The organism is Pedobacter indicus, assembly GCF_003449035.1.
Taxonomy (GTDB): Bacteria; Bacteroidota; Bacteroidia; order Sphingobacteriales; family Sphingobacteriaceae; genus Albibacterium; species Albibacterium indicum.
This window is the reverse complement of record NZ_QRGB01000001.1, coordinates 3,442,303-3,468,875: the sequence shown is the minus strand read 5'-3', so window position 1 is coordinate 3,468,875 and position 26,573 is coordinate 3,442,303. Positions and strand designations below refer to the sequence as shown.

27 protein-coding genes are annotated in these 26,573 nt (G+C 39.4%); 16 read left to right on the top strand and 11 right to left on the bottom strand.

Annotated features, from left to right (window positions below; translation table 11 throughout):
• Positions 1 to 494 (bottom strand): hypothetical protein (locus D3P12_RS15250; protein ID WP_205941121.1); only part of this gene is annotated, 494 nt, incomplete at its 3' end.
• Between the two features lie 91 nt (positions 495 to 585).
• Here D3P12_RS15250 and D3P12_RS15245 point away from each other — a divergent pair.
• The 9 genes from D3P12_RS15245 (at position 586) to D3P12_RS15205 (ending at position 10,413) form a co-directional block, all read left to right on the top strand.
• Complete coding sequence (locus D3P12_RS15245) at positions 586 to 1,212, top strand: master DNA invertase Mpi family serine-type recombinase (RefSeq protein WP_118196908.1); 627 nt, start codon at positions 586 to 588, stop codon at positions 1,210 to 1,212.
• Positions 1,213 to 1,274: 62 nt separating this feature from the next.
• Complete coding sequence (locus D3P12_RS15240; protein ID WP_118196907.1) at positions 1,275 to 2,186, top strand: DUF5655 domain-containing protein; 912 nt, start codon at positions 1,275 to 1,277, stop codon at positions 2,184 to 2,186.
• Positions 2,187 to 2,211: 25 nt separating this feature from the next.
• Positions 2,212 to 3,465, top strand: a complete 1,254-nt coding sequence (locus D3P12_RS15235) for an AAA domain-containing protein (protein WP_118196906.1) — start codon at positions 2,212 to 2,214, stop codon at positions 3,463 to 3,465.
• Complete coding sequence (locus D3P12_RS15230) at positions 3,372 to 4,760, top strand: AAA domain-containing protein (RefSeq protein ID WP_317124668.1); 1,389 nt, start codon at positions 3,372 to 3,374, stop codon at positions 4,758 to 4,760. Before D3P12_RS15235 ends, D3P12_RS15230 begins: the two co-directional genes overlap by 94 nt.
• A 224-nt stretch (positions 4,761 to 4,984) precedes the next feature.
• On the top strand, positions 4,985 to 5,182 hold the full coding sequence (locus D3P12_RS15225; protein WP_245977471.1) for a hypothetical protein: 198 nt from the start codon (positions 4,985 to 4,987) through the stop codon (positions 5,180 to 5,182).
• 729 nt (positions 5,183 to 5,911) lie between these two features.
• Complete coding sequence (locus tag D3P12_RS15220; RefSeq protein WP_157970376.1) at positions 5,912 to 7,957, top strand: cytidine/deoxycytidylate deaminase family protein; 2,046 nt, start codon at positions 5,912 to 5,914, stop codon at positions 7,955 to 7,957.
• Between the two features lie 2 nt (positions 7,958 to 7,959).
• A complete protein-coding gene (tcmP, locus tag D3P12_RS15215; RefSeq protein ID WP_118196903.1) occupies positions 7,960 to 9,042 on the top strand; it encodes a three-Cys-motif partner protein TcmP in 1,083 nt (360 codons plus the stop codon).
• Between the two features lie 5 nt (positions 9,043 to 9,047).
• Positions 9,048 to 9,788: a DUF5131 family protein gene (locus tag D3P12_RS15210; RefSeq protein WP_118196902.1), complete on the top strand. Its 741-nt coding sequence runs from the start codon at positions 9,048 to 9,050 to the stop codon at positions 9,786 to 9,788.
• A 70-nt stretch (positions 9,789 to 9,858) separates the two neighbouring features.
• On the top strand, positions 9,859 to 10,413 hold the full coding sequence (locus D3P12_RS15205; RefSeq protein WP_205941120.1) for a hypothetical protein: 555 nt from the start codon (positions 9,859 to 9,861) through the stop codon (positions 10,411 to 10,413).
• 474 nt (positions 10,414 to 10,887) lie between these two features.
• On the opposite strand, the gene D3P12_RS15200 is transcribed toward D3P12_RS15205, so the two are convergent.
• Entirely contained in the window at positions 10,888 to 11,166 is a 279-nt protein-coding gene (locus D3P12_RS15200; protein ID WP_118196901.1) for a helix-turn-helix domain-containing protein, read from the bottom strand.
• A gap of 60 nt (positions 11,167 to 11,226) precedes the next feature.
• A complete protein-coding gene (locus D3P12_RS15195) occupies positions 11,227 to 11,454 on the bottom strand; it encodes a helix-turn-helix domain-containing protein (RefSeq protein ID WP_118196900.1) in 228 nt (75 codons plus the stop codon).
• Positions 11,455 to 12,150: 696 nt separating this feature from the next.
• Between D3P12_RS15195 and D3P12_RS15190 the strand changes: the two genes are divergently transcribed.
• From D3P12_RS15190 to D3P12_RS15180, 3 genes are read left to right on the top strand one after another with little or no spacing between them, the layout of a single operon-like run.
• Positions 12,151 to 13,593: a TlpA family protein disulfide reductase gene (locus D3P12_RS15190; protein ID WP_118196899.1), complete on the top strand. Its 1,443-nt coding sequence runs from the start codon at positions 12,151 to 12,153 to the stop codon at positions 13,591 to 13,593.
• Positions 13,550 to 16,732: a SusC/RagA family TonB-linked outer membrane protein gene (locus tag D3P12_RS15185; RefSeq protein WP_157970375.1), complete on the top strand. Its 3,183-nt coding sequence runs from the start codon at positions 13,550 to 13,552 to the stop codon at positions 16,730 to 16,732. Before D3P12_RS15190 ends, D3P12_RS15185 begins: the two co-directional genes overlap by 44 nt.
• Before the next feature lie 12 nt (positions 16,733 to 16,744).
• Positions 16,745 to 18,121: a RagB/SusD family nutrient uptake outer membrane protein gene (locus D3P12_RS15180; protein WP_118196897.1), complete on the top strand. Its 1,377-nt coding sequence runs from the start codon at positions 16,745 to 16,747 to the stop codon at positions 18,119 to 18,121.
• Between the two features lie 54 nt (positions 18,122 to 18,175).
• Here the strand turns inward: D3P12_RS15180 and D3P12_RS15175 are convergent, their stop codons facing one another.
• From D3P12_RS15175 to D3P12_RS15165, 3 genes are all read right to left on the bottom strand, one after another.
• On the bottom strand, positions 18,176 to 18,472 hold the full coding sequence (locus D3P12_RS15175) for a hypothetical protein (RefSeq protein WP_157970374.1): 297 nt from the start codon (positions 18,470 to 18,472) through the stop codon (positions 18,176 to 18,178).
• A gap of 102 nt (positions 18,473 to 18,574) precedes the next feature.
• On the bottom strand, positions 18,575 to 19,051 hold the full coding sequence (locus tag D3P12_RS15170; RefSeq protein WP_118196895.1) for a MauE/DoxX family redox-associated membrane protein: 477 nt from the start codon (positions 19,049 to 19,051) through the stop codon (positions 18,575 to 18,577).
• 12 nt (positions 19,052 to 19,063) lie between these two features.
• A complete protein-coding gene (locus tag D3P12_RS15165; protein WP_118196894.1) occupies positions 19,064 to 19,444 on the bottom strand; it encodes a hypothetical protein in 381 nt (126 codons plus the stop codon).
• A 198-nt stretch (positions 19,445 to 19,642) separates the two neighbouring features.
• On the opposite strand from D3P12_RS15165, the gene D3P12_RS15160 reads away from it, so the two are divergent.
• Positions 19,643 to 20,461: a LytR/AlgR family response regulator transcription factor gene (locus D3P12_RS15160; RefSeq protein WP_118196893.1), complete on the top strand. Its 819-nt coding sequence runs from the start codon at positions 19,643 to 19,645 to the stop codon at positions 20,459 to 20,461.
• A gap of 6 nt (positions 20,462 to 20,467) precedes the next feature.
• On the opposite strand, the gene D3P12_RS15155 is transcribed toward D3P12_RS15160, so the two are convergent.
• Entirely contained in the window at positions 20,468 to 20,953 is a 486-nt protein-coding gene (locus D3P12_RS15155; RefSeq protein WP_118196892.1) for an acyl-CoA thioesterase, read from the bottom strand.
• A gap of 70 nt (positions 20,954 to 21,023) precedes the next feature.
• The gene (locus D3P12_RS15150) at positions 21,024 to 21,854 is read right to left on the bottom strand and encodes a hypothetical protein (RefSeq protein ID WP_118196890.1); all 831 of its coding nucleotides are present in this window, start codon (positions 21,852 to 21,854) and stop codon (positions 21,024 to 21,026) included.
• A gap of 186 nt (positions 21,855 to 22,040) precedes the next feature.
• Between D3P12_RS15150 and D3P12_RS15145 the strand changes: the two genes are divergently transcribed.
• Both D3P12_RS15145 and crcB read left to right on the top strand, forming a co-directional pair.
• The gene (locus tag D3P12_RS15145; RefSeq protein ID WP_118196888.1) at positions 22,041 to 22,919 is read left to right on the top strand and encodes a collagen-like domain-containing protein; all 879 of its coding nucleotides are present in this window, start codon (positions 22,041 to 22,043) and stop codon (positions 22,917 to 22,919) included.
• Between the two features lie 222 nt (positions 22,920 to 23,141).
• On the top strand, positions 23,142 to 23,513 hold the full coding sequence (gene crcB / locus D3P12_RS15140; RefSeq protein WP_118196886.1) for a fluoride efflux transporter CrcB: 372 nt from the start codon (positions 23,142 to 23,144) through the stop codon (positions 23,511 to 23,513).
• Positions 23,514 to 23,536: 23 nt separating this feature from the next.
• On the opposite strand, the gene D3P12_RS15135 is transcribed toward crcB, so the two are convergent.
• From D3P12_RS15135 to D3P12_RS15125, 3 genes are all read right to left on the bottom strand, one after another.
• Entirely contained in the window at positions 23,537 to 23,866 is a 330-nt protein-coding gene (locus D3P12_RS15135; RefSeq protein WP_118197129.1) for a DMT family transporter, read from the bottom strand.
• A gap of 64 nt (positions 23,867 to 23,930) precedes the next feature.
• Positions 23,931 to 24,494 carry a Crp/Fnr family transcriptional regulator gene (locus tag D3P12_RS15130; RefSeq protein WP_118196884.1) on the bottom strand — a complete coding sequence of 188 codons (564 nt, stop codon included), beginning with the start codon at positions 24,492 to 24,494 and terminating at the stop codon, positions 23,931 to 23,933.
• A 427-nt stretch (positions 24,495 to 24,921) separates the two neighbouring features.
• Positions 24,922 to 25,872: a sugar phosphate isomerase/epimerase family protein gene (locus tag D3P12_RS15125; RefSeq protein ID WP_118196882.1), complete on the bottom strand. Its 951-nt coding sequence runs from the start codon at positions 25,870 to 25,872 to the stop codon at positions 24,922 to 24,924.
• Positions 25,873 to 25,994: 122 nt separating this feature from the next.
• On the opposite strand from D3P12_RS15125, the gene D3P12_RS15120 reads away from it, so the two are divergent.
• Positions 25,995 to 26,561, top strand: a complete 567-nt coding sequence (locus D3P12_RS15120; protein WP_118196880.1) for a porin family protein — start codon at positions 25,995 to 25,997, stop codon at positions 26,559 to 26,561.
• The last annotated feature ends 12 nt before the right edge of the window (positions 26,562 to 26,573 follow it).

Below are 26,573 nucleotides of genomic sequence, written 5' to 3'. Positions count from 1 at the left end.
ATTTTTTGTTTAGAAAAATCCTCCCAATAATTTATCGAATCCTGAGTTTCGAACCATCTATTATTAGTTTTTTTCCTCGCTCCTTTGTCGCCTGTTTGTTTTAATCTGTCATATCCAAAATCAATAAGATGTTGCTTTACAGCAGGATAGCATTCGATATCGATTTTTAACGATGGAAAAGTAGCGATCAAATATAAATCTGCAAATTCATATGAATATCGCTTAATATCGCGCCCTCTTAATAATGGTCTTATAATTTCGGCGGATTTTGGATCCTTTTCAATAAGTTCATTTTTTTTCTTTCCGTCTATGATAAACGCTTCATTATAGCCGGTCAAAATACCTCGATAAATGTTGATGTCCCAATCTTTCAAAGGCGTGCCGATAGCCTCTATCTTGACTTTAATTCTTTGCTCAATTTCACTTAATATCACCCAGCTATCACTACTGGAAAAAATACTTTTTTCAGCATTCTGTCTAAAATAATCGCTCAAATCACTGCCGCATTTTTAGGCTATATTTAATTTAGACAATATCCGTTTAAAATAAACCATTTTTGTATAAAAAACTTATACAGATAAAATTATGATTTACGGATACATCAGAGTAAGTACAGACAAACAAACAGTGGAAAACCAACGATTTGAAATCAGCCAGTTTTGCGGAAAGAATAGCATTGTTGTTAACAAATGGATAGAAGAGACTATCTCAGGTTCAAAAAATGTAGATGATCGAAAGCTGGGAAAATTATTAAAAAAAATGAAGCGAGACGATATTTTGATTTGCTCTGAGCTGTCGCGTTTAGGTAGAAACCTATTGATGATTATGGGTGTGCTTAATGAATGTATGAATCGAGATATTCACGTATGGACAATAAAGGATAATTATAGACTCGGAAGTGATATAAACTCTAAAGTACTTGCCTTCGCTTTTGGTTTATCTGCTGAGATAGAAAGAAATCTTATTTCTCAAAGGACGAAAGAAGCTCTAGCAAGAAAAAGAGCAGAAGGAGTAATCCTTGGTCGACCTATAGGAAGCAAGTCTTCGAAGACAAAGCTTACAGGTCAGGAAAAGAAAATAAAGGAGCTTTTGGAAAAGAAGGTGTCATACAGCGCCATCGGTAGAATTCTCGGTGTGCATCGATTAACTGTCAGCAGCTTCGTGAAAAATAATAAAGAGCTGATTAAAACGAAATTTGAATTTGAGCGATAATGTAACAAGGATCGATCTACTGCTTGAAGTAAAAAGTTTCTACAAATTCATTATCTTGCTTGATGCAACTTTTCACGCGCACCAAAAACCAGTTAATAAGCCTTAAAGAAAAAGCCTTTAAGTTAGAGAAAGACATCCAAAAACTATTTGAAGTTAATATCGAAGAGATAACTGGCTTCAAAATGATAAAGTCTGAATTCGTGATTAAAGCACAACGTATCGATACGCTGGCGTACGACACAGATAGTCAGTCTTTTGTGATTATTGAATACAAGCGGGAACGCAATTACTCTGTTGTCGATCAAGGAGTGTCTTATCTGAATTTAATGTTGGAGTACAAGGCCGATTTTATTGTGGAGTATAATGAGACACAACAAGATAACCTCAAACGAGTTGATGTAGACTGGTCGCAATCGAAGGTGATTTTTGTGTCACCTTCATTTACTGATTTCCAGAAACAAGCATCTAATTTTAAAGATCTTCCAATTGAATTATGGCAAATCAAACAATACGAAGGCGATATTATCGTGGTTAATCCCGTTAAAAAATCCAAATCAGCACCCACAGTAAAAACAATTCAAAATACTGTTAATTCTGAATTGGAGAAGGTCGCTAAACAAGTTAAAGTATATACTGAGGATGAGCACCTAAATGGCAAGTCTGATGATACGAATGAGCTTTACCAAGCTTTCAAACAATCTATTTTTAATTTGGATAGTAGCGTCGATATCAAGCCTAAAAAGATGGAAATAGGATTCACAAAGAACGGTAAAATCTTTACGGATATCTGTATACTTAGGTCAAGTCTCAAGATGTGGATTAATCTAAAAAGAGGAACTCTGGACGATCCGAAAGGATTAGCAAGGGATGTGTCGTCAATAGGCCATTGGGGAAATGGTGATTATGAAATTATTGTTTCTGACACTAAAAATTTGGAGTATATAATGAGTTTAATCAAGCAGGCTGTTCAATAAAAAAACTGTCAGAGCTAGAATCCAAATGCCACTACAAAGAGAACTGATTTACATTAACGGAAAAGACGAAACAGGTCGTGTTGTTTCTTATTCATATCAGGCCAAGAAATGTGTTATCGCTTTTAGGAATAGTGATAAACCATATTTATACAATGCCGATAAAGTAAAAATAGTTAAGACAGCAATAAGTGAAGACGAAGCGTTTAACATTTTTAGCTATCTAGAAAAGATTGCAGATACCGTAGGGCTGAAGACGGAAGAGGGCGCCAATATACTCGCAAGAAGTTACCAACGAATTTCGTTTATAGCTAAAGACTGCATTCTTGCAAACTATCTGAATGGGAAGATGCCCCCGGAGAACAGCAACCACCAACCTGTTGAAGTCTTTCCCTTCGGTTTTAATATCAGTCAGAAAAACGCAGTAAATACAGCATTTTCCTGGCCTTTGAGTGTCATTGAAGGCCCCCCGGGAACAGGGAAGACTCAAACTATACTCAACATTATCGCTAATGCAGTTATGAATGGAAAGAGTGTTGCCGTTGTATCAAGTAATAACTCCGCGACAAAAAATGCCTACGAAAAGCTTGAAAAAAGTGGTATCGGTTTTATCGCCGCATTACTTGGCAATTCCCAAAATAGAAAAGAGTTTATTGAAAGCCAAACTGATGTTCCCGATCTCTCAAATTATAAACTATCGGAGGAAGAGAGAACGAGAATAGAAGAAAATACTCAAAAACTTTTCCATCGGCTACTAGGATACCTTTCAAAAAAGAACGAACTGGCTTTATTAAATCAAGAACTTGATAATATAAAAACAGAACATCAACATTTTCTAAACACTTATCAAGGTCAGACAGAGGAAACTGTAAAGTATTTTAAGCCAAGAATAACCTCTAATGCTTTACTTGCATTGTGGGTATCCATAGAGAACCAAGCAAGAAAGGGGAAAAAGTTTGGCCTAATTAAACGATTTGTTTTCCGAATAAAATATGGAATTAAAGATAGATTGTTTTACACCTATTCTTTCGAAAAGATGATACATATTTGCCAGTCCCGGTATTATCCTACAAAAATTTCGGAATTAGAAAAAAGAGCGAGAGTATTAGAAAATTCGCTCACAAAATTCTCTTTCAGTAGCAAAATGAAAGAATATACTAATCTTTCTATGCAGCTTCTGAAGGCGGAATTGAATGTAAGATACAATCGAAGAAAAGAGAAACATATTCAATCGGTGAACTCCGCTCCAATTCATCCGAATTCATCAAAGATTATCCTGTAATTATGAGTACGACATACTCGTTGAGACAAAGCCTGTCAGACGGTATTTCTTACGATTATGTAATCATTGATGAATCTTCACAAGTTGACTTAGCAACAGGTGCACTTGCTTTATCTTGTGCCAAGCGAGCCGTGATTGTCGGCGATCTCAAGCAGTTGCCCAATGTAGTTGATGCTGTGTCAAAGGAGAAAGCCGATTTGGTTTTTGATTCATTTAACCTCCCTGAATTTTACCGATATTCAAATCATAGCTTACTATCTTCAATCATGGAGTGCTTTCCAGAGGTGCCAAAGACCCTTTTGAGAGAACACTATCGTTGCCATCCAAAAATCATCGAATTTTGCAACAAGAAATTTTACAATAATGAACTCATTGTACTTACCGAACAGATAGACCAACGTGCCCCTCTCGTCGTTTATAAAACCACGCCGGGAAACCACGCACGGGAAAGAATGAACCAAAGGCAGATTGACACTATAGAACAAGAAATTATCCCAAAGGAACGCCTAGAAACTGTTGATTTAGGAATTGTTACGCCATACCGTAATCAAACAGATGCTTTGCAAAAGGCATTTTACGGAACGAAGATAAAAGCAGACACCGTCGATAAATTTCAAGGCAGAGAGAACCAAATTATCATTCTTTCAACAGTTGATAATGAGATCTCCGACTTCACGGACAATCCAAATCGTCTAAATGTAGCGGTTTCACGTGCAATAGAACAGCTCATATTGGTTGTAAATGGAAACGACAGCGAGAAAGACAGTAACATAGCTGATTTAATCCGTTATATCGAGTATAACAATTTTTCAGTAGTTCAAAGCAGTTTGAACTCAGTGTTTGATTGTCTTTACAAAGGATATGAGGAAAAACGAGCAGAAATTATTTCTAAAAGCGGCAGAGTATCAAGATTTGACAGTGAGAATTTAATGTACGCTCTCATCAAGGACGTATTATCTGATGAGCGTTTCTCAAAATATGATATTCTCTTGCATTTTCCTGTAAGAAGCCTACTTAAAGACTTCTCTAAATTAAACGAGAGGGAAAAAAGGTATGCGAGTCACCCATTAACCCATTTAGATTTTTTGATCTACAACAAACTCGGTAAAAGTCCTGTCCTTGCAATAGAGGTTGATGGTTTTGAATATCATAGACCTGGCACCCAGCAGGCTGAAAGAGACAGGATAAAGGATCGTGTATTAGAAAAATACAATTTACCTCTTCTACGTTTTGCAACAAACGGAAGTAATGAGAAAATAAAATTAATGGAAAAGTTAAGTGAAGTCCGGTCTTAATCAAACGAAAAAAATAGCTAAATTATTGGACTAACTGATTATTCTCAACACTATTGAGAACTTTTGAGAATTTTTGTATGCCCATGTCGCTTGTCCAGATTTATTTTCCTTTTGTTTCCAATATGCTGTAAATTTGTATAAATGAGCGCAATAAAGGATATATCGCAAATCTTTCCCAAACACTTTGGGATGTCGATCCAAAGAATTTAGATATTCAGGATGACATGGGTTTTATTATCCCTAGAGCGCTAATCGCTACAACTGCGGAGACGTTTGCTGAAGATATCCAACCTTTGGAAAAACTTTACAGCAAAATGCAAATTGTTAGAGAATTGAAAAAAACAAAAGAACGCATTAGTAATGAGGTCTGTAAACTTGTTGCTCGTCGCTACCATGTTCGGCAACTTTTACGTTATCAATAGCTTGTTATTTCTCCAAGTCTATTAAAGGTCTTTCCTCTGCAAAGGATCTGGACCCGCATGTTACTCTCGGCTGAATAAATTGTATATCTATTCCTTTATTGGCACACGAGTCTCCGAATTCCCTGCTGATAAATCCCGATTACGTTTAATATTTCATTACATCCTTGGCCGTAACCGCTTCGAGGTGCGCGGCCTATGTGTCCCCTGTGCGTCCCCTGTCAGCCCCCTGTTTTCCGGTGTTTAAGGGGGAGGACAGGGGCTGGCAGGGGGGAGAGCGGATGCTGAAGTAGGAGGAGTGTGCATATAGGCTAACACTTGTAAAATATAGGCGTTCGCTATAATTTTTATTGTTTAATTAAAATTCATGTTTGTAACTCGTATCTTGTTAGCTATAAAATATTACATTTAAGTTATTATATTTGTTACAATAGGAGGGTGCAATGCAATAGTGTCTGCAAAAAATAAGAAGGGTTATTAAGCGGCAACTTAATAACCCGGATATTGAGCCTAAACTATAGAATTTAAGCGATTCAATAAGTGTAAAAGTTAAAACGTCGCAAAGATAGAAAAAGTATCAGTCCTTGAAGTTTTCTCATCTTTCTTTTTCCATCCGGAATTGGTTCGCTTTATTTCCTCAGTTAGGCATGGGTCGGCATATATGTCGCTATTAAGTCAGCTAGACGAATATTAGCTACTCGTTTGCCTATGTTAATTACATTTCAGAAGAATATGAGTTTGAATAATTTTTACAGTCTACGCAATAGTTTTTTGGTGTTAGGACTTACTGGAAGAACAGGAGGTGGAGGAAATGAGATTTGTGAAATTTTAAAGTCAAAGGAAAATCCATTTTATACTGATAATTTTTTTATACCGAACAATCTTCATGTTAATGAAATACAAAAATTCCAAATATGCAGGAACATTTTGATTCATTCTTCTAATGAGTGGCGTAAATTTACAGTCATAAAATATCGTGATATCGTATTGTTGTTCTTTTTGGAAAAACTGTACAATGATATCGAGAAAGACTTCAGTAAGTTAACTAACGCCGCGGTACTGGCAGGTTTTAGAGCATTGTGTGATTCAGAAAAGATTGTATCTAAAAGATTAGGGCAAGATGATGAATCCAATAAGATTGTCGAGAATATCTTTTTATACTTTAAAAAGAATGTCAGAATACTAGAGAAAATCGTAAATCTTTTTAGAGCCTTGAGAGGTCGTTTTTCTTTAGATGGATTAACAAATAAAGAGTTATCTGATCATACGGAATATCTAAATACCTTGTTTTTCGGAGAATACGCTGTCTTTGCCAAACAACTTTTCGAGCTTATTGATAGCTTTTCTCCTGTGATTCGTCAACTTTTTTTACAAGATGTTGCTTGCAATTTAAGGGCAACCGGAAGAGTGGACTATACAGGAGATAATAGCGATGGTCAAGAGGCTAATTACATTTTTACTATAGCTTCTGCGATTAAAAATATAATTAAGATTAATAGGAAGACACATGAATCTACTAGGATAGTTATTGATTCATTGAAAAACTCATTGGAAATAAATTTTTTTAGAGAAAGGTATGCTGGCTTTTATTTGATCGCCTCAAATCGTGATGAAACTGAGGTTGATATGTACATAAAAAACAAAGTTGAGAAATTGGGGTTTACATCAGAAAAAAGTCAAGAAATCGTTAAAGGTATTAAAGGTATTGATAAGGCTCATTATGGCATATCAGATTTTAAAAAGGGAGATTTTACAACTCCAGATGTTGAAAATTGTATCCAAAAAGCCGATTACTATATTTACATAGCTAGTAAATGTTTAATTGAACCACTAGAATATAATTCTGAGAAATTCAGATATCTCAGTTTGGAGTTACAGATCTTAAAGTTTTTAGCTCTAATCTATAAACCAGGAATTGTAACACCGTCTGCTATAGAACGTTCAATGCAGTTAGCATTCAGTTCCAAATATAATTCAGGTTGTATTTCACGTCAGGTAGGAGCAGTGATAACTGATTCTAATTACTCAGTAAAGGCTATAGGATGGAATGAGGTACCCCAAGGTCAAACTCCCTGTTCATTGAGGAATCTGAAAGAACTGGTCGAAGAAAAAAGACCTAATGTATATTCTGAGTACGAAAAAGAAGGAGGAAACTATTCTGGAAAATCTTTTAAAGAAAGAGTTAATGAAGTACTAATAGATGTTTACGGAGAGAAAAAGAACTTCTTCAATAACTTAGATGGACATAATTGTCCGTTCTGTTTTAAAGACTTTCATAATTCTTTTGAAGGAAAAGAAAATCAGGTTCACACCCGCTCGCTTCACGCCGAAGAAAACGCGATGCTGCAGATATCTAAATTCGGCGGACAACCTCTTAATAGCGGTATACTTTTTACAACTGCTAGTCCCTGTGAACTTTGTTCAAAAAAAGCTTTTCAATTAGGTATAAAGAAGATTTTTTATATAGATCCCTATCCCGGAATTTCTCAGGACCAAATATTAAAGGCGGGTAATAAAATTGACAGTAACCCTCAGCTCTTTATGTTTCAAGGCGCAGTAGGCCGAGGCTATTTTAAGTTATATGAACCTTATATGTCCTTAAAAGATGAAACATATATACGGACAGGCATTAAACCGAAAATGTCTGAGGATAAGATTTTTGTAAATATGAAAAATCAACTTCTACTCAAATTTCCAGGAAACAAGTCTATCGAAAGTATAGTTACATACGACGAGCTTGTCACTATTTTAGAACGAGGTTTAGATAAAAATGAGTAACGATGCCTGTTAAAGATTTATTCAAAAAACCATTCGACCCTGGTACGGCTACGAAACTAGATATTCTTCGACAGTATTTTGAAGAATGGCTCCCTGTTTTCGTAATTCGAAAAAAAGTTATATGGCGGACAATTCAAGTATTTGATTTCTTTGCGGGACAAGGAAAGGATAAGGAAGGAAATGATGGTAGCCCTTTAATATTTATAAGAACAATTCAATCTTTAAAACATCTCATTGAAAAGTCAGAAGTACAAATCATACTTCATTTGAACGAATTGAATCTTCAAAACTATGAAATATTGTTGAGGAATATCGCAATTGAAGACAAATGCATTGAAATTCGAACATACAATCGTGATTTTAAGTCTATATTTGAAGAGCTCCACCCGACAATGAAAAACACAGCGAATTTTCTTTTCTTTGACCAGAATGGAATAAAGGAAATTACTGAACATTTATTTAAAAAGATTATCGAACTACGACAAACGGATTTTCTGCTATTTATATCTTCTTCGTATTTCAGAAGATTTGCAAGTACTTCTGAATTTAGAAAGTATTTTAATATTGAGAAGGATTTTATAGAGAAATCGCATTATTTCCACGTTCACAGGAGAGTTGTTGAGCACTATAAGTCTTTCATTCCGCAAGGAAAAAAATATTATTTAGCACCATTTTCGATCAAAAAGGCGAAAAATATTTATGGTTTGATATTTGGAACGAATCATACATTAGGTATTGAAAAATTTTTGAATGTATGTTGGAAAAAAGACGAATTACGTGGAGAAGCTAATTATGACATAGACAATGAAAAAATCAACTCTTCTACGCCTTTTTTATTTGATGAGTTTAACAGACCGCAAAAGGTTGACATTTTCGAGAGAGGCTTAACCAAACAGATTTTAGAAAAAAAAGTTGTTAGTATTAAAGAGCTATATTTATATACATTAAACGAAGGGTTCTTGTATAAAGATACTAATAGAGTCTTAATTCAATTGCAAAAAAAACGTAAAATTAAGTTTGGTGGTAGACTGATTACGAAAAATTTGCATAAAATGGATATTGATGAACATATTGAAATTGATTAAATGCTATGAGGAAAAAGTCAAAAATAGAGTGGACAGAAGCAACATGGAATCCATCTACAGGTTGTAATAAAATAACAGCTGGTTGTAAGCACTGTTACGCCGAAACGATGGCACAACGTTTACAAGCTATGGGAGCAGCAGGATATGAGAATGGATTTCAGTTTACCTTGATGCCTACACGTTTAGATATGCCGTTGAAAATAAAAAAACCAACCAAGTTCTTTGTTAATTCCATGAGTGATTTATTTCATGAGGAGATGCCATTCGATTATTTAGATAAGGTTTTTGATGTTATTCGTATGACACCGCGACATACTTATCAAATTTTGACAAAACGTGAAACGATTTTAGATGAGTATTGTAAAACTCGCGCTTTGCCTGATAATGTATGGTTAGGCGTTACTGTAGAATTTCAAAAAGCGAAACAACGGATTGATACTCTTCGACACATCGATGCTAAGATTCGCTTTTTGTCTGTTGAGCCACTATTAGAAGACCTTGGTCAATTAGATCTAACCAATATTCACTGGGTTATAGTGGGTGGAGAAAGTGGACCGAAAGCTAGGGTAATGAAGCCAGAGTGGGCTCTGAAAGTAATGCACCAATGCAATGCACAAAATGTTGCATTCTTTTTCAAGCAATGGGGCACATGGGGAGGGGATGGAATACGGCGTAGTAAAAAAGCAAACGGTAGAGTTTTGGCAGGTAGAGAATGGAACGAAGAACCAGAATACGGAGTGATATAGGCAACTGATAGCTTATTAAGTTCTCTCGGTACTTGAAAAAGAATCTTTAATTTTGAACGTAGCTAATAATATGAAGATTCCTATTAAACATATATTATTCATATTCGTTTTGATTTTGGTTGCTGGCTGTCGGGAACAGACAAAAAAAGCTGCCAATTCAAGCATAAAAAGCTTGAGTTCTGAATCCCAAGATGTAGACTCTATTAGTCATGTGTTTTTGGACTATAAAAATGAATGGCATTGGATTTTTCAAGATGGTACACCTACAAATATTTCAGAAAAGGAGCTCGTTGAAATTGAAGAAATGATTCAAAAAGCAGTAACAGAGAACAATGAGCAACAGCGCAAATACCTCAACGAGCGTAATAAGAAATATCCAGAAAACCAAAGGTCTGAAACAGGCTTTGAAATAAAAACCGAAGGATATAAGCGCCAGTATGTGGCGGTATTAAACAACAAAGGGCAGAAAGAAGTATGGATTAATTTTTTCTGTGATGATTGGGGAAGTGACGACTGGAAATCGGATATAATGATAGTTGATGATGGCGGAAACTGCTATTTCAACTTGAAAGTAAACTTAGCAACAAAGAAATATTACGAACTGTATATTAATGGATACGCTTAAAAACATTAAGCTGCGCAGTAACATTCAAAGAGTCAATTACAACCAACAAGCATTTTAGCACTTTCATTCCAAAGGAATATATCTTGGTAAGAACTGGTTGCAGGTATTTAGCTATTGATAATCTATTGATTCCCTATTCTTCCCGTTCAGATCGATAAAAATAGGAAGCCATTAGAAAATAGATAGGCAAAGAACCCTTCATGAAGTCGGAGAAGTCCTTTGCTCCAGTAATTCCAGGGTAAAGTGCAACTGGACTAAAAATTCATAAGTTAGGCATGTAAATGATGCCTAACTTATGGCAAACAAGATTTCTCTCGATTTTAGTAGGAAGCTGCTCGTCAAAAGTTTGTAATTAATCGCGTAATGGTATTGTTGGTGTTCGATCAAGAAGAGGAGACACGCGAAGGTTGCCTTTATAAGTCTTTGTCAAGCTTCTCTGTAATAATTCCCATATTTTTCAATCATGATAAAGCATTATTTTTTACTTTTCCTCTCCCTACGTAAAGGTGAATGTTTAGGAATGTTCACCTCGAAATTGAAAACTTCAAATGGCTGAATTTCCAGCGCGATACAAATAGCAATAAGTCCACTTATGGAAATGTTATTTTGACCTCGTACGATTCGATATACCTGACTGTAACTAAATCCAGTTCTATCCTGTATGTCTTCGAGAGTTATGCCTTTATTTTGGGCGATTTCCCAAAGTCTTTCTCTTACTATTGAAAGATGCTTTCTGTCGATATACTGAGCCATGTTAACAAAGGGACGCTTTAAAAATCAGATTATTGTTCCAAGTTTGGAATAATGAATATCTCACTTTTCGTCCGCAATCTTAATAATATTTTTTCCCAATGCCTTTTCGATATCCAGAAGTGTAGAAAACATAAAATCTTCTTTGGCATTTTCCATGTCACTTATTTTAGATCTGTCCACCTTATCGCAATTATTGGCAAGTTCTTGCTGTGACCAACCTTTCTCCGTTCGGAGTGTCTTAATCCTTTTGCCAACTTTCCTGTAATAATCTTCATATTTTTCAATCATAATCTTGAAAATCGATTAAATTGAAAAATATTTTAGTGGCAAATTTGCCACATAGAAAAATTATCTCTATCTTTACTTCCAAGGATTGACAGACGAGATCATCTTGTTAATCTTGAAAAAGAAATTAAAAAAGTCTTGTCAACGAAAACTAGCACTTTTTAATGACGCAAGACAGTAGGGGAAACCCACACCTTATTCTGTATATTTGCAGAAATAAGGAGGTGGGCCCTTATTGGAAATCGCGTCAGGGTTCTGTGCTAGTACCTCGTTGTCGATGGAAGGTAGGGGCCCGCCTCTTTAACTTCCACATGAGACTCATTATATAAACTAATGAGCTATGATTGTAAACCTTAACCAAACTCATTTTTTATCGATCTTGAAAAAGATCATAGTATGTATCTATCAAGACATTCCTGAAGTATTTTCATTGAAGATGCAATGCATTTTAATTTCAGTTGCCAAGGGCCCTGAATAGGCTCCCGTGACTTTCAAAACCAACACATTTTAGTTAGTAATTAACAGAGGTTGTTTTCTCTTTCGGGGAACCCTATGCTATCATTTTTCGGGATGGTGAGGAGATTTATTGTAATGAATCGACCTTATTAAGAGCTTGTTTGATGTGTAACAGCCGCGTCTGATAGCGGTCTCCCCGGCCGCTTGAAGGCGCAATTTATAAGTCAACAAAACCAATTTAATATGACAAGAAAATACTTTCCGTTCTGTTTTTATGTTTTAGTATCAGTTCTCTGTTTGGGTAAGCCTTTGTTGGCTTACCCGGCGGGGAGCATTAACGGGGGAGGAACGACCCCCGCAGTTACTGCTACCTCTGAAACAGACTCTATAACGCCTCTGAAGATAGGCGACAAAATACCCGATGAATTATGGGAAATGGCATACCCCATGGTAAGTGCCGGTAATGATGAAGTGCAGCACCTGAAGCTCGGCGACTACCGAGATAAGCTGATCATTCTGGATTTCTGGGCGACTTGGTGCGCACCGTGTATTTCATCACTGCACAAACTTGATACCCTGCAACAGGAATTTTCCGACGACCTGTTGGTGTTCCCGACCAGCTACGAAGCGCAGGACAAGGTGCGTAAGTTCTTTGCCGACAAAGGTTGGAGTCTGTCGACAACTTTCGATGAAACTTACCTGAAGAAATTCTTTCCTCATCGGAGTATCCCGCACCAAGTCTGGATACAAGGAGGGGAGGTATTAGCTATAACAGGCGGCGAAGGTGCTAACAGAAAGAATATTAAGACGACACTGGAAAAGGAGGGGCACAAAATACTTTCTAAGGAAAATAGGGGGATTGATCGTGACAAGCCATTGTTGATTGACGGGAACGGGGGCGGGGCAGAAGATATGCTTTATTATTCGGTAGTTACAGGAAGGCTGAAAACCGGAACCGCAAGTATAGCACCAATAAACAATTATGGTGTCCAGATGTACAATGTGCGATTGGAAAGCCTGCTTTTTGCAGCGTATGAAGACGCTATTGATTTGAAAAGACGAATTATATGGAATATTTCAGACTCGCTGAAGAACGAATTTTTTCGTAATGGACGAAGATTGACAGGTGAATATACTCATGACAAAGCCGTCCTTGAATGGGCCGATAGCAATATATACGGTTATGAGTTCAAGTCCGATATTCCTTTTGTAAAGGAAAAGGTAATACACAGGATGCGGGATGACCTTCTGATGTATTTCAAGGCCAAGAAAGGCATTGAGTTCGAGTTACAGAACAAACCCTTTAAAACCTTGGTGCTCCAGAAAGTAAACCCCTCTATTTCAATAGAAACAAAACAAGAAGAGAAAAAGTATGACCGCACGGAAGACTCCTATATTCTGCTGAACCAACCTGTCAGTCTGCTGGTGCACACCCTTTTGACTGTTGATAAGCATGCAATGGTTATGGATGAGACCGGCTACGATAAAATAGATATCGTTTTGAGTACCGGAATCAGAGATGATTTGGAGCAGGCCAACAAGGAATTGCTGAAACACGGGTTGACACTCAAAGAAGACTACCGAGAGATGCCTGTCCTGATTGTACGCCACGCCGAACAAAAACCTATTAATGATGATTTTTATGAGAGTTATACTGAGTATGCTGCTTGCGGCTGTAATAAGTAGTACGGCCCTTGGCCAGTTGAAGATTACAGGAAATATCAAAGATTCAGAAACAAACCAACCCCTTTCAACGGTAAGCATCCTGACGGAAGACGGTGCGTTTGTCGCCGACGGTAAGGACGGTGGTTTTGTTATTGAGTTGGTTACTTTACCACAGAAGATTTCATTTACACACCTTGGCTACGAGACTACTGGATATTTTATAAGTTCGGATAATTTGGACGAACACATTTTGATCCTTATGACACCTTCACGGAATGTGCTGGAAGAAATTGAGGTAAGTACCGGTTATTATAATTTACCTAAGGAGCGATTGACAGGCTCTTTTACGTTCATAGACAACGACCTGTTGAATAGAAGTTCAGAACCCAATATCATTGATCGGCTGGAAGGAGTGACAAGCGGTCTGCAGTTCAATAGAGATGTTCAGATCAACGAAACTTCTGGAAGGGCCGATTTAAGAATCAGGGGGGTCAGTTCAATTAAGTCTGAGACACAACCGCTGATTGTATTGGACGGTTTTCCGTATGAGGGCGATATAAGCAGTATCAATCCGGAGGATGTCCTGAATATTACCATCTTGAAGGATGCGGCGGCAGCATCTATTTGGGGTGCGATGGCCGGGAATGGCGTTATCGTTATCAATACCAAAAAGGGGGCCTACAACCAGCCGACGAAATTTACATTTTCAACCGATTTCAGGTTGACAGAAAAACCTGATCTTTTTTATAACAAAGCATTTATCCCTGCGACAGATATGATGGAAGTAGAGGAGTTTCTTTTTGATAAGAACCACTATCCCGTGCAGGACTGGGAACCCCTTTCTGAATATGTAGAACTGCTGTTCGAAAAAGATGAAGGTTTAAGCGATGTTGAGTTTGCGAGACAGAAATCGTTTTTACTAAAACAAGATATCCGGAAAGATGCAGACAGATACCTTTATCAAAACGGCCGCGGCCACCGCTATAATCTAGCGATATCCGGAGGAGACAGGGCCTACAAATATTATATGTCAGGCGGATATGAAAGGGGGCAAAAACAAGTCAAGCACAACAGGGATAACCGAGTGTCCCTTTCAATCAATAACACGGTAAAGATTTCCAATAAACTAGAAATGGTCGCCTCGGCCAATTATATACATTCTAACACCGTCGATAATGGGATTACCCTTCAAAACCTAGGAACAAATATATCCCCTTATGCTTATTTGGTGAACGAGGACGGTACGCCGGCGGCACTTTCCAAACGATATAAAAAAACATATATCGAAAGCGCACCGGAGAACGGCTTGTTGGATTGGAGGTATGTGCCTTTGGAAGATATAGGTTATCAGGATATACGAAGCAAAGGAAAGGAGTTCAGGTTATCCGCAAACTTGAACTACTCCATATGGAATAACCTACGGGCTAGTTTGCAGTACCAGTATCATACGATCGGTTTTGACCAGAGAGAACTTTATGATGAACACAGTTTTTATGTACGGGATATCCTCAATAGCTTTACGCAAGATGACGGAACAACGCCTATGCCTAAGGGTGATATCCTAAGCGGCTTGGGAAATCAGGAAAACATGCACTACGGAAGGGTCCAACTAAATTACGATCGAATTATACAAGACAATCACGAAATTTCAGGGCTGGCTGGCGCAGAAATTAGGGAATATAACCTTACTTCTACACCTGGATATACTGTTTACGGATACAGTGATGAGACATTGATCGGTACCTACACACTAAACTATGATCAGGTGTACCGTCTACGCCCGCGTGGGTCGGGTAGATTGCCTGCATCTCCAGGTGGTTTAAGAGAAATTACAGACCGCTTTCTTTCGTACTACGCTAATGTTTCATATTCATACGACAAAAGGCTTGCGGCCAGTGGGAGTGTCAGGTGGGATGCGTCAAATTTATTCGGGGTCAAAGCCAATCAAAAAGGTGTTCCCCTCTGGTCGGCAGGAGCGGCGTGGACACTCAGTAATGAAGATTTTCTTCAAAAGGATTGGCTTTCTTTGTTGAAAGTAAGGATGACATACGGCTACAGCGGCAATGTAAACAAAACAGTGAGTGCCTTTCCGACCGTCAGGTTTTACAATGCGAACCTGACAACTAATTTGCCGTATGCCTTGATTTCAAGTGCTGGAAACCCAAGTCTGCAGTGGGAGCAGGTGAGCACATTCAATATGGGTGTTGATTTCAGTCTCTTTAAGGGACGGCTTTCCGGTGGCTTTGAGTATTTTACGAAACGCGCCAAAAACTTGATCGGTGAAAACTTTATGGATCCAACGACCGGTATTTACGGTGTATCTGGCTTATATGCTATTGACAACAGGGTAAACTATGCGAGTATGATCACGAAAGGTTTTGACTTTAATCTCGCTTCCATCAATATTAATGATCCATTCAAATGGCAAACTAATCTGCTGCTGAGCTACTCTAAGAACGAAATTTTAGAATACATGCTCAATACCACAGTTTCTACTTCAAATTATTTCAGCAGCCCCATACCAATAGAGGGCAAATCCATCGATGCAATCTATGCCTGGCGATGGAGCGGCTTGGATCCGGAAAATGGAATGGTAGTTACCCCAAATGGGGATCAGGATTACCGGGATTACATCCGTGATGCGACGTTCGACGACCTGTTATATCTGGGTGTTGATGTACCTCCATATTATGCGTCGCTTAGAAATACGTTTTCGTATAAAGGTGTCTCGCTGAGCTTTAACGTTCTTTGGAAAGGGGGGCATTATTTTCGCCGGACGTCAATTGATTACCATGCTCTTTACACAGCAGGCACCGGTCATATCGATCTTGCCGATCGTTGGAGGCAAGCGGGCGACGAAGCGTTTACTTCGGTACCTGCTATGCCATCCGATGCTGATGCCAACAGGGACAACCTCTATAAAAATTCCGAAATTCTTGTCGAAAAGGGCGATTTTATAAGACTACAGGATATAAACCTTTCGTATTCGTTCAAAGGGTACACAAAACAGAATAAGGGTTATCAACTGACGGTTTATTCATACGCAAACAATCTAGGATTGCTATGGAAAGCCAACAATGCGGGTATCGATCCCGAGTATTCACGAGCCGCATATCCAAGATCACAGAGTATATCGTTCGGCATAAAATTAGATTTTTAAAAACAGACTATCATGAAAAAATACAGCCTAGCAATATCCATATTGATTTTTCAGTTTATGCACACTGGATGTAATCCGGAATTCTTGGATTTAAAGAGAGATAAAGCGCAAATGGTGCCAACCTCGTTGAGCGACTTTAAAGCCATTTTAGATAATTTTGCGGACATAAACGGTAACTCAGGGTATTCATTGGGCATATTATCAGCTGATGAGTATTATATACTTGATGAAACATGGGATTTACTAAGCGCTGCACACCAGCGGAACGCCTATATCTGGGCGGAAGATATTTTCGAATCGGAGGATGGCATGGATTGGAACACGTCTTATAAGAAGATACTGTACGCTAACCTGGTGCTTGAGGGGTTAGACAAGTTGACGCCGGCTACTGAAGATATGGAGGAGTACAGGCATATAAAAGGTTCTGCCTTGTTCCTAAGGGGGCTGGCATATTATAACCTTTCGCAACTGTTTTCCCCTACACTTGCTGATTCCGAAAACAACCAATACGGCCTGCCTTTAAGGCTGGAAAGTGACCCAACGGTAGTTTCAGAAAGATCTAGCGTTGAAGAAACGTACAGACAAATCATACAAGATGTCTCGTCTGCAAGCGAGTTCCTATCTGATACATTTGTGATCAATACAAGACCGACCAGAAAAGCGGCTTACGCATTGCTTAGCAGGATATATTTGCAGATCGGAGAATATGAAAAATCTTTGGGGTTTGCAGAGTCTGCACTTGCGATTGACGGCACGCTATTGGATTTCAATACGGTTGATCCTTCTAAGCGATACCCTTTTCCGCCTAATGGAGCAGGGAACCCCGAGGTTATCTATTATGAAGTATCGAATACCTCTACCGTCTTTACCGTATCGCGATCACGGATAGACACCAATCTCTATGATCTTTATGACGAGGATGATCTTCGTAAGGACTTGTATTTTTACGAAAATACGGATGGTAGTCATTCTTTCCGTGGATCCTATTGCGGTGCGTATGTATATTTCACCGGTCCCGCAAATGACGAACTGTACCTTAATAAAGCAGAGGTGCTGATCAGGAGCGGAAATATACAAGATGGATTGGATGTTCTCAATACTCTCTTAATCAATAGATACCGTACCGATCATTTCCATCCTTATATGGGTATAAACCAGCGAGAAGCGCTACAGGTGGTGTTGTCTGAGAGAAGAAAGGAGTTGTTGTTGCGAGGTGTAAGATGGTCTGATCTCCGACGCTTGAACCGGCACAAGGAGACCGAGAAGACGCTTGAGAGAACCCTTCACGATACCAAATATGAGCTGCCACCCAATGATAGTAAATATACGTTTCCGGTTCCTGAAAGTGTAATTATTAATAGCAATATCAAGCAATTTCCGAGAAAGTGATGATGAGATGTAGAAATAATGGGCCATTGGCCGGACAGCCCATTATTTTTTGTTTTACTCAGGCTTGAACGTATGAGCATCGTATGAGATCTGCGGGTCCTGGTTGATTGCCTGCTCTAGGGTCATACCCTCGAGGTCCAGGTCATTAGGATTATCTACCCTGACTGCACATCGGATGTCATCGGTCAATTCACTACATTCAGCACCTTGGGAAGGGTCTGATGTGGATTCACCTAAGAGGTCTTTCAATGGGTCGTTTTCGTCGGGTGTGTCGATCACGTACCATTGAACTGTTAATAAAGAATTCTCCTTCGGCGCTGTAAACGCCAAAGTTCCTACCGCAACCATCATACCGATGATTGCCAGTAGATTAATTTTTACCTTTTTCATGTTTATGAATTAAAATGTGTAAATTAGATACTGTTTTAGTATCAATGTTTTCTTATCTGACCTTTAGGCCGGTCCGCCCGCAGGGGCGGCCTGCTTCAGGTTGCCCCCTTGATGTTTTGATCTTTTTGAATGTCTTTCTGCTGCCAGGCCCAGTGCAGCGGTCATGAGAAAGAACAGGTTGAACCATAAATGGTCTTTCCATCCCAGCCGGTTCAGAACCCCGCCACAACTGCAGGGTATGTCTTCCCAATAACCGATAACGGCCAGCGCTACATAAACCGTGAATCCAAGCATCAGAAAGGAGGAGAGGAGAAGGCCGCTTTTCCGTGTTTGCGCGAACATCAGCATGGTTGCCGCTACCAGTTCTACCAGGGGCAATACCCAAACGAGTATTGGCGCCAAGGTGCTGACGGGTTCGGGTTGCCGGCTCAGCTGTGATGCGAACACCTCTACATCCGCCACCTTGCTCAGGGCTGTATACACCCAAAGGATGATCAGCAATGTGCTGCACACGTGGACAATGATGCTCCTCCTTTCCATTTTTTTACTTTTTTATTGATATCCTATCTCAATGGTCAGCTGACCGTCTACCGTAAAGCTTCCGTCGGATGAAGCGGTTCCTTCCAGTTCGTCCTTAGGCCGGATAAACTTGTTGCCCATCGGCGTGATCGGGTTATCCTGCTTTTCCAAATAGATGGGCAGCTTGTTGGCGACGGCTACGCTGGTGCTGTCTGCCAAAAATGTAATGCACGATGCAGGCAGGGCGTTGAGAAAATCGACCTGGCTCGGCTCGAGAATGAAATGCGCCACGATCCAATTTTTAAAATCATACTTGATCAAAATGCTCTGCGCATGCAGCTCTGATTCCGGCAGAGCATAGAGCTCTGTTTGTACGGCTTGGAAGCCAGCGGGGGTTAAAGGTTGTTTGTTCATGATGATCTGCTTTTTAGTTTTAATATGTAATTATGTTTATATTTCGGGTTTATTTCGGTTGAGCTAACTTTTAATATTAAACTAGGCCGCCCTATTTTTACATAAAGCTAGGCTGGTTTATCCGCATAACATCATTTTTCGCCGTGAAAAGCGGCGAGCGATTAAAAAACGGCAGTGGACGATTAAGTTTTTGTTACAATGAGGAAGATTGTCGGAAAATTAAGGTATCATGACTGGTTGATTAGGTTGATTTTGTCATTAATAGCCGCTCATTATGTGCTGGCCATTAATGAACCTGAGCCGTTCTTGGAGTTTATTCAGCTGCCCGGTTACCCGGCATTGCTTCTTCAGAACTGGTTGATGGCTTTTTTTATTGTCAACTTTATTTATACAGTAACTGAACGATTGAATAGTAGATTTCCATTGACCGGTAACCTGACTAATCGCATCTTGTTCCAGATTATTCTTGGGTTTCTGGTTCCATCTATTGTACTGTTTTTACTTGCTTGTCTCTTTTTCTGGATAAACGACGTTGACATGATGTCGACCAGTTACGCCAAACTAGAGTGGTGGTTTTCAATCTTATTTGTTATCTTGGTGAACTGCTATTATATCATCCGTTATCTGATGAGGCGTGTTTTATTTCAAGAGAAGGGCAAAAGCAAGTCTACGAATCTTGATAGCTCAGATGGGTTGATCGTAAAACACGGAAATGAACAGGTATGGATACCCACTCATGAAATTACGTATATTCAACCTGCGGAAAAAGCTGCCTTGGTTCATGTAGTTAGTGGTCAACAATACCTGACGGAAAAGACAACAAAGATTTTAGTGGAGGAATTGGATCCCCATCAGTTTTATGAGGTAAGGCGATCCCATATCATCAACCGAAGTGTCGTAGTGGGTTACGAGCCAGCATCATCCAACAGGCTGAGATTAAAAACTACACTGCAGGAGGAATTCTATGTAAGTCAACGGTCTAGAGCTGACTTTAAGAAGTGGTGGGAGGGTGAGTAGGGTTCCCTACTCACCCCGCAAATAAGGCTGCATTTTCTCGCCGATTGATTTCCGCGATTCCATCAGCGCAATGGCATATTTTTCCAATTCTTTTTCCTGCTCTGTAGTCGGCACCCACTTCGGAACCTTTACAGGGTTGTGGTTTTTATCTACCGCGACAAATATAATGATACAGTGCGTTGTCTTCTTCATTTCAGCACATTCCAAATCGCCGGAATATACATCGACAGATAGATGCATGCTGGTATTCCCTGTATAAATCACTTTTGCTGTAAGCTCAACCATGTCGCCTATATCAATGGGTGAAAAGAAGCGGATACCCCCAACATAGAGAGTCACGCAGTAGTGACCGCTCCAACCTGCCGCACAGGTATATGCCACTTGATCAATCCATTTCATGACTGCCCCACCATGAACCTTACCCCCATAGTTAACATGTTCAGGTTCTGCCAAAAAACGGAAAGTGACCTCAGATTTCTTTTTATTTTTCATATACGTTAATTTAAAAAAAATATACTACTTAAATAAGAAAGAAACGACAAAAGTCTAACGCAGGCGAATCTTACCTTGCTTGCTGGTAGCTATAGGTGTAGGTTTCAATCAGCTCCCCAGTCGCTTTTTGATAAACTTCTTTTGTTAGCGGATATCCAGCATTGTTGTATGTGTACCGAAGCTCCCTTTGATTATCCTCCGTACCATCTTCTAAAATAGCTACGATGTATTGGTAGTTCTGTACTCCAGACGAACGCCAACTGTATGGATTGCCATACTTGTCCGCCCTGATTTTACCATCCCAATTGCTCATCACTTCCTTATGAAAATAGTTTTCTGCCGTCATTTCATAGGAATAAATCTCCCCATCATCATTGTAGAGGAAAGTCTCGGTAAATCCACCGGTTAATTCACCGCGTGGGAAGGCATATTGTACGAGTTTGTTAGCGGAATAATGAAAACTCCAATCATAAATGATCTCATCGGGTTGGTTGGGCATGCTCTCAGTCATAGACATAGGTCGCCCTTGATGATCGTAGTTCGCATATTCCGAAAGTCGAACAGCCTGACCAAACTCGTTTTTGTCTATCACAACAGAAAGGCGCCCTTGCTCATCGTACATATATTCTATCGATGACCGCACTTCATTGTTTGCTGAATACAGCACATTTTTTATAAGACGATTTTGTTCATCAAATGTGTTCCGGAAGTAGGCTTTACCATATTGTGTTTGCCTTGTGTATTCCGAAACTAACAAGACGTCACCAGGTCGAGGTTCACTCGGACCTTGATAACACGGACTGTCCTCCCGTGTCGGATCACAAGGTATTTTATCTTTCTTACAGGAAGTGGTGGCGAGAGCAATAAAGCAAAGCCATACGATTTTGAATTTTGTTTTCATTATTCAGGGTTATTGATTATGAAAACAAAGGTAGTTGCCTGTTTACTTGTGGTTTACCCCCTAAAGGGGGAATTAAGTTTTTCTGAATGTCTTTATGATTTCCCCCTTTAGGGGGTATTGGGCAAATTGTTCGGGACATACCTTTGTTCCGACAAATTAAGTAACCAATAAAATAAATTTAAAAACATGAAAAAAACAATCATTTTACTGAGCGTCTTAGCTGCTTTTTGCTTTGTAGCTTGCGAGAAAGGAGAGGTAGGGTCTGAAGGGCCTCAGGGACCACAAGGCGAGCAAGGTGTTCAGGGTGTCGCCGGTGCTGACGGTACCAAGATTTTGTCGGGTACAGCAGCTCCTTCGGCTGGTATCGGAGCTGAAGGGGACTTCTATCTCCGCACAAGCAATTCGGTATTGTATGGCCCTAAAACCAGTGCGGGTTGGGGCTCAGGTTCAAGTCTAAAAGGCTCCACAGGTGCTACTGGCGCACGCGGTCCAGCCGGTACGCCGGGTACGAAAATGCTGAGCGGAACGGCAGTCCCGGCGAGCTCGGTGGGTGCGATAGGCGACTTTTACTTTCATACTACGTCCGGTATTTTATATGGTCCTAAGACCAGTGCAGGTTGGGGACCAGGTATAAGTTTAAAAGGACCGAAAGGCGACAAAGGTGATAAGGGTGACAAGGGTGATACCGGGAACGCGAATGTGCAGGTATTCGAAATTGGCAGGAGAACTTTCACAGGGGCATTACATCTCGATTTACCTATTTCTTATGACGAAGCGATTCAAAAGAACATGCTCGTATATGTTAAATATGGAAATCCGTGGTATAATCTTCCATTTTTATACCAAGCCTTCACGGTCACGTATGCGACATTCCCATATAGTGATGGCTTCAGAGTTTCTGTTTCTGTTAGAAACCCTTCAACCTACGCTTTGCATACCAATCAGGTCACGTTTGGAGGAGTAAGGGTTGTCTTCATCGAAGCCAGTGAATACACAAAAATTGCATCTGCCGGTGTTGATTTAAACAATTTTGATGAAGTCAAATCTGCCTTAAAGATCCAATAGCGCATCGGATAATAAATAACTAGCTTAATTTTTAGTTTTCTTTTCGTTGAGAAAGGGGCTCCGAAAGGAGTCCTTTTTTCGTTCCATTCGAAGCTCCTAAGTTACCCAAACTAAAGCCCAAAATATCAGCACTTGGAAACAAAAAATATGTTATCGAAATAGTAATTTCATATATTTGAGCGTAATCTTCTATCAAAAGCGATTGCCAAGATGAAATAAATTATGCTGAAACATATACTACTCGTAGGATTAGGAGGCGGCATTGGAAGCATTCTGCGCTTTCTCACCTCTGTCGTGACTCAAAAGTATAATTCCACGTTATTCCCGTTAGCCACTTTTGCTGTTAATATTTTGGGCTGCTTTTTAATCGGTCTCCTGATCGGTCTACTTGGAACCAGCATTCAAAATAACCAAAACTTAAGATTCTTATTGATTACTGGGTTTTGCGGCGGATATACAACATTCTCAACCTTTGCATCAGAAAATTTCAACCTTTTGCAAAATCACTCTTATGGGATGGCAGCTTTATATATCGGCACAAGCATTGTCGGCGGGCTCATCGCTGTATGGCTAGGTCTGACAATAACCAAATAAACCCTCACGATCAGCTTAGCTGACTAATGTGAAGAAACTGCTTTTAACCCTACAATCGAAGCAATCAAGGTAGTAATAAAAAAGATTCGCCAAAAGGTGGCTGGTTCTTTAAAGATAAAGATACCGACCAAGACCGTCCCAACGGCCCCAATTCCAGTCCAAACGGCATATGCGGTTCCCAGTGGAAGGATCTGAGTGGCTTTGATAAGCAACACCATACTAATAACCAAAGAAACCAGAAACCCGCCATACCATAAATAAGATTCAGTTCCCGTCGTTTCCTTAGCTTTACCCAAACAAGAAGTAAAACCAACTTCAAATAATCCCGCGATAATCAAGATAATCCAATTCATTTTTTTAATTTTTTTCAAAGGTCAGTATTTTCCGGCTACTGATCTTTTACAAATGATAAAAAAACTATTTAATTTCCGCTCTGATTCTGCTCAAGCTAACCTGCGTGATACCAAGATAGGAAGCAATATAACCAAGTTGAACACGGTTGATTAGATCGGGACTTTTCTTGAGCATCTCTTGATAGCGTTCGGTCGCAGTTAAAAACTGCAATGAAATCAATCGCTCTTCAGTTTTAATGATCTCTTTCTCAGAAAATTTTCTCCCCCAATTCGCTAGATGGATATCTTCTATATAAAGTTGTTGCAGACGGTCGCCGTTAATTTGATACAAGTCAGAAGCTTCTAGGAGTTCGATGTTTTCATAGCCTCTTTGACTATCCACATAGCTTCTCATGGATATGATCGCATCACCTTCTCTTCCGAACCAAAAAGTAACCTCATTCTCTTCTATGTAGGAATATCCACGTGCTATTCCTTTCTTAATAAAGTATAGGTTTTTTTCAATCTTGTCCGCCCGCAAAATAATATGACCTTTGGGCAAACTAACCTCTCTTACACATTTTCTCAGCTTCGCCTTAGAGGGTTCTGGCAGCGGGGATATAAAATCAAGGATCTGATTTAATTTCATCGACGGCGTTTGAAAGTAACATAGCTATACCCACAAATATACTCTTTTCCCCATATGACCCGGTAAGTGACCCTTGATAATTCCATTGTTTCTTTTGAGTTAAAAACAACAAATCAATTTTAGTCGATAAGATATAATAAAACGTAAGGTCAAACTATAAATCCTTCTGTTTTTGTAGGTAAATCGGTGCAATTTTGAAGTAGTTTAAGACGGACTTTAGTCGGACATTGTTCGGACGTTGTTCGGACATTGGTCGTGTGAATACGACTAACATACGTTGAATGTACGTCTTACTTGTGATAGTGATTAGAATTAAATAGCTGCAAGTTATATTTAACTGTAGGGAAAGTTTCAGAGAATAAAAAAAGCGAGGTTCCGGCCACTTTTTGAGCCAGAACCTCGCTTGAGCATTTATTTTTAGGTTACCTTATTTCTTTAAAGAAAGGGAATGCACATAATCTTGATACATGGAATCGTAACAAGTTTTCAGATCTTTTAGATCAGGGTATTTACTTTCGTACATAAACGGACCTGAATAGCCAGTTTCATCCAAAGCGGCAATGATATCGACCCAGTTATTTTCGCCTTCACCGGAACATGGGAACGCATGGTTCTCTTCTTTACCGGTTCCATCGGCAACATGAACCGTTTTAACGCGCTTCCCGAGTGCGCGTATAAGTTTTTCAGGATTTTTGATATGATTCATGTCGACCGCCGAATAAATATCGTCAGGCATGCGATTCATGACTTCCACCGCTTCTTCTACTGTTCGAAGAAGAGGGCGCTCGCGTTTTCCATTGGCCAATACCAGTTCGTAGCCAAGCATGTTCTCAATTACCATCGTAGCGTCAATGGATTTAACATGCTTGTTCAATTCAATCGCAGACTTGATGAGTTGCTGCTTTCTTTCCTCACGCTCATTCAGACCCAGATAGAAGCTTGGATGAAAAAGAATAATCTCTGGATTCAGGATTTTAACATACTCCAGTACTTGCTTATGGAGTTCGATAGTTTTGGCTCGTGCCTCCTCGTTGCGCATCGATAGGTCGATCTTGTTGCCAAAAGGCATGTGAATAGACCAGATGTTAATACCTGCATCGTCGGCCGCCTTTTTGACATCCGTAACCAATTTTAGAATGTCTTGATGACTCTTTGTAAAGGTTAAGGTTTCCCGGTCGATTAGCGCACCCACGCCTATTTCGATATGATGTATATCGACCGATTTCGCATATTTCATGTTCTCGGCAGTAACTTTATCGATTCCCATAGCAACACCGATTTCTAATTTTTTTGGTGGTTTAGATGCTGCGATCGACAGGCTCGTTTGACATAAAAATAAAACGGAGATTAAACAGAGGGTTATTCCTATTTTTTTCATAAGGTTCGTTATTTACCCGCAAATTAGAGTTTATTATTGAATTGACTGAATTTTTTTTCACTCCGCATAGGGGTAGAGTAAACCGTTGTTGTCATATATCTAAACAGTCAAACTAAATAGAAATGAAAATGAAAACAATGAAGATGTTTGTATTTGCTGCGCTGATGCTAACATCAGTACTGGTCAAGGCTCAGAGCGTAGATTTAGGAGTTAAAGCAGGTGTAAACTATGGCACACTTCCATCTAGTATGGATGAATTAACTGACGAGTCGGGTAAATTAGGTTTCAATCTGGGTGTATTCGCAAGGATAGGAAACGAGTTGTATTTTCAGCCGGAAGTTAACTTCTCGACCTACAGTTCCGAGTATATGTTTGGAACTGAAAAGTTTGAGTCTAAATTCCGGAATCTGAACGTGCCCTTGATGGTGGGTTATAAAATTGTGAACGAAGAGGCTTTGAAGTTTAGGGTGTCATTGGGGCCAGACCTTAGTTATGCGTTGAAAGATGTTGAAGGCCCCGCAAATACGGAATATAAGAAGTTCAATGCTGGCGGTGTGTTGAACGCTGGGGTGGATCTGGGAATGTTTACGATCGATGCCAGGTACAGTCGCGGCTTAACAAAAGTCAATGAGGGGCTTGATCAGAAGTCAGGAATTTTCAATCTGTCCCTTGGCTTTATTATTAAATAATTCCCAACTGGT